Annotated in this window: 3 protein-coding genes; 2 read left to right on the forward strand and 1 reads right to left on the reverse strand. The window is 66.7% G+C overall.

Going from position 1 to position 1,599, the window contains the following annotated elements:
• On the forward strand, positions 1–487 hold a 487-nt coding region (locus tag ACTWQJ_RS51165), incomplete at its 5' end, for a tyrosinase family protein (RefSeq protein ID WP_443313163.1).
• Between the two features lie 134 nt (positions 488–621).
• Here ACTWQJ_RS51165 and ACTWQJ_RS51170 read toward each other — a convergent pair.
• Positions 622–870, reverse strand: coding sequence for a chaplin (locus ACTWQJ_RS51170; protein WP_443313164.1), 249 nt, complete (start codon positions 868–870; stop codon positions 622–624).
• Between the two features lie 405 nt (positions 871–1,275).
• Here ACTWQJ_RS51170 and ACTWQJ_RS51175 point away from each other — a divergent pair, with 405 nt between their 5' ends.
• Positions 1,276–1,542 (forward strand): hypothetical protein, encoded by a 267-nt coding sequence (locus tag ACTWQJ_RS51175; RefSeq protein ID WP_443313165.1) that lies wholly within the window; start codon positions 1,276–1,278, stop codon positions 1,540–1,542.
• The last annotated feature ends 57 nt before the right edge of the window (positions 1,543–1,599 follow it).

The following is a 1,599-nucleotide window of genomic DNA, read 5'->3' on the forward strand; positions in this document are numbered from 1 at the left end:
CTGGACCCTCAAGGACGGTGTGACCGAGGGCGCGTTCCTCACCCGGGACCTCGGCCGCTCCCGCAACCCGATCGACCTGCCCACGAAGAGCGATCTGGAGTGGGCGCTGAAGGACCCCGCCTACGACGTGGCGCCCTGGGACTCGACGGTCACCCGAGGTTTCCGCAACAAGCTGGAAGGCTGGGGCACCGGCCGGGGCAGCGTCTCTTGGCGCAACCACAACCGGGTGCACCGCTGGGTCGGCGGGGCCATGCTCGGCGGCGGCGCCGCCAACGACCCTGTCTTCTGGCTGCACCACGCCTTCGTCGACCTGCAGTGGTACCGCTGGCAGCGCCGGCACCGCGGGGCCCGCTACCTCCCCGCGACCCCGCCGGGCCCCAGCGACGAACAGCACAACCGGATCGTGGCACGCCACCAGAAGCTGCCGCCGTGGGACGTGACGCCGGACGAGCTGGAGGACGTCAGCCGGATCTACCGGTACGCGTGAGGTGACGTGGAGTCAGCAGCCGTGGGGAGATACGCCTGTTCATGGGAAAAGCCCCGGCGCCTGAGACGGTGCCGGGGCTTTCAGGTCAGGACGGCAGACGTCACAAGACGTCAGTGCCGTGCCGGGTCCTGTCGCTACTTGTGGCTCTGGTTCTTGCAGAAGTTGCCGACCGACTCGTTGAGCCCGCCGATCACCGTGACGGTGTTTCCGCACACGTTGATTGGCACGTGGACCGGAACCTGGACCACGTTGCCGGACAGGACGCCGGGCGAGCCTGCCGCCGCGGCCTTTGTGCCGGCGTCCGCCGCGGCGAGACCGGCCCCGCTGAGCACCACGGCGCTCGTGCCGAGAACGACAGCGCCAACCTTCGCGATGCGAGACATCACGTTCTCCTTAGTGAATCGGCAAGTGCGGCGGCAGAAGACGCGGCCGCGCTGCCCTTACAACGCGACGGCCCCGGAGCGGTCACGGCGATCTTCACGGGATCACCCGGTTTGTAGAGGGGCTTCGCCGGACGGGCTGTGGTTTCCGCTCGTGGCGGCCCACGCTTCCCGGGACGTGGTCCGGTCGAGCAAGGCCCTGGCTCGCTGTCAGAACTCCCTTCACGAAAGGCAGTTGGCCGGACGTGACCCCGGTTCGGCCACGCCCGCCAGCGTCACAACGTACCTTTCGTACGAAAGTAATGTCACTGGGCGTTTCATGTGTAAATCCCCATAAGCGTCGCCTACAGTTGGCAACTGTTGGTGACCGGTCCATCGCGGACTGTGTCTACTCAGAACGGAGAGGCAATGCGCAAGTACCAGAAGGCCGCAGTCGCCCTGGCTATGCTCGGCAGCGTCAGCTTCCTGGGCGCCGGTGTCGGCCACGCTGACGACGGGCACGGTAAGTTCAAGCTCAACAACAAGCAGCACCAGTCGTGCGACCAGAACGACTCCTATCAGGGGCTCCTTCACGTCGACGACATCAATGTCGATGTCGATGTCCTCCTCGCCGGCGGCAACCAGGACAACAGCGAGAAGGAGTTCCAGCACTGCGGCCAGAGCTTCGGCAAGTGATCGCTGGGTGATCCAGGCAGGCCCCGGGGTCCGGACCAGGTGCCCGAACCCCGGGGC

It is taken from the genome of Streptomyces sp. KR55, from assembly GCF_052245645.1.
Classification (GTDB): Bacteria; Actinomycetota; Actinomycetes; order Streptomycetales; family Streptomycetaceae; genus Streptomyces; species Streptomyces flavusporus.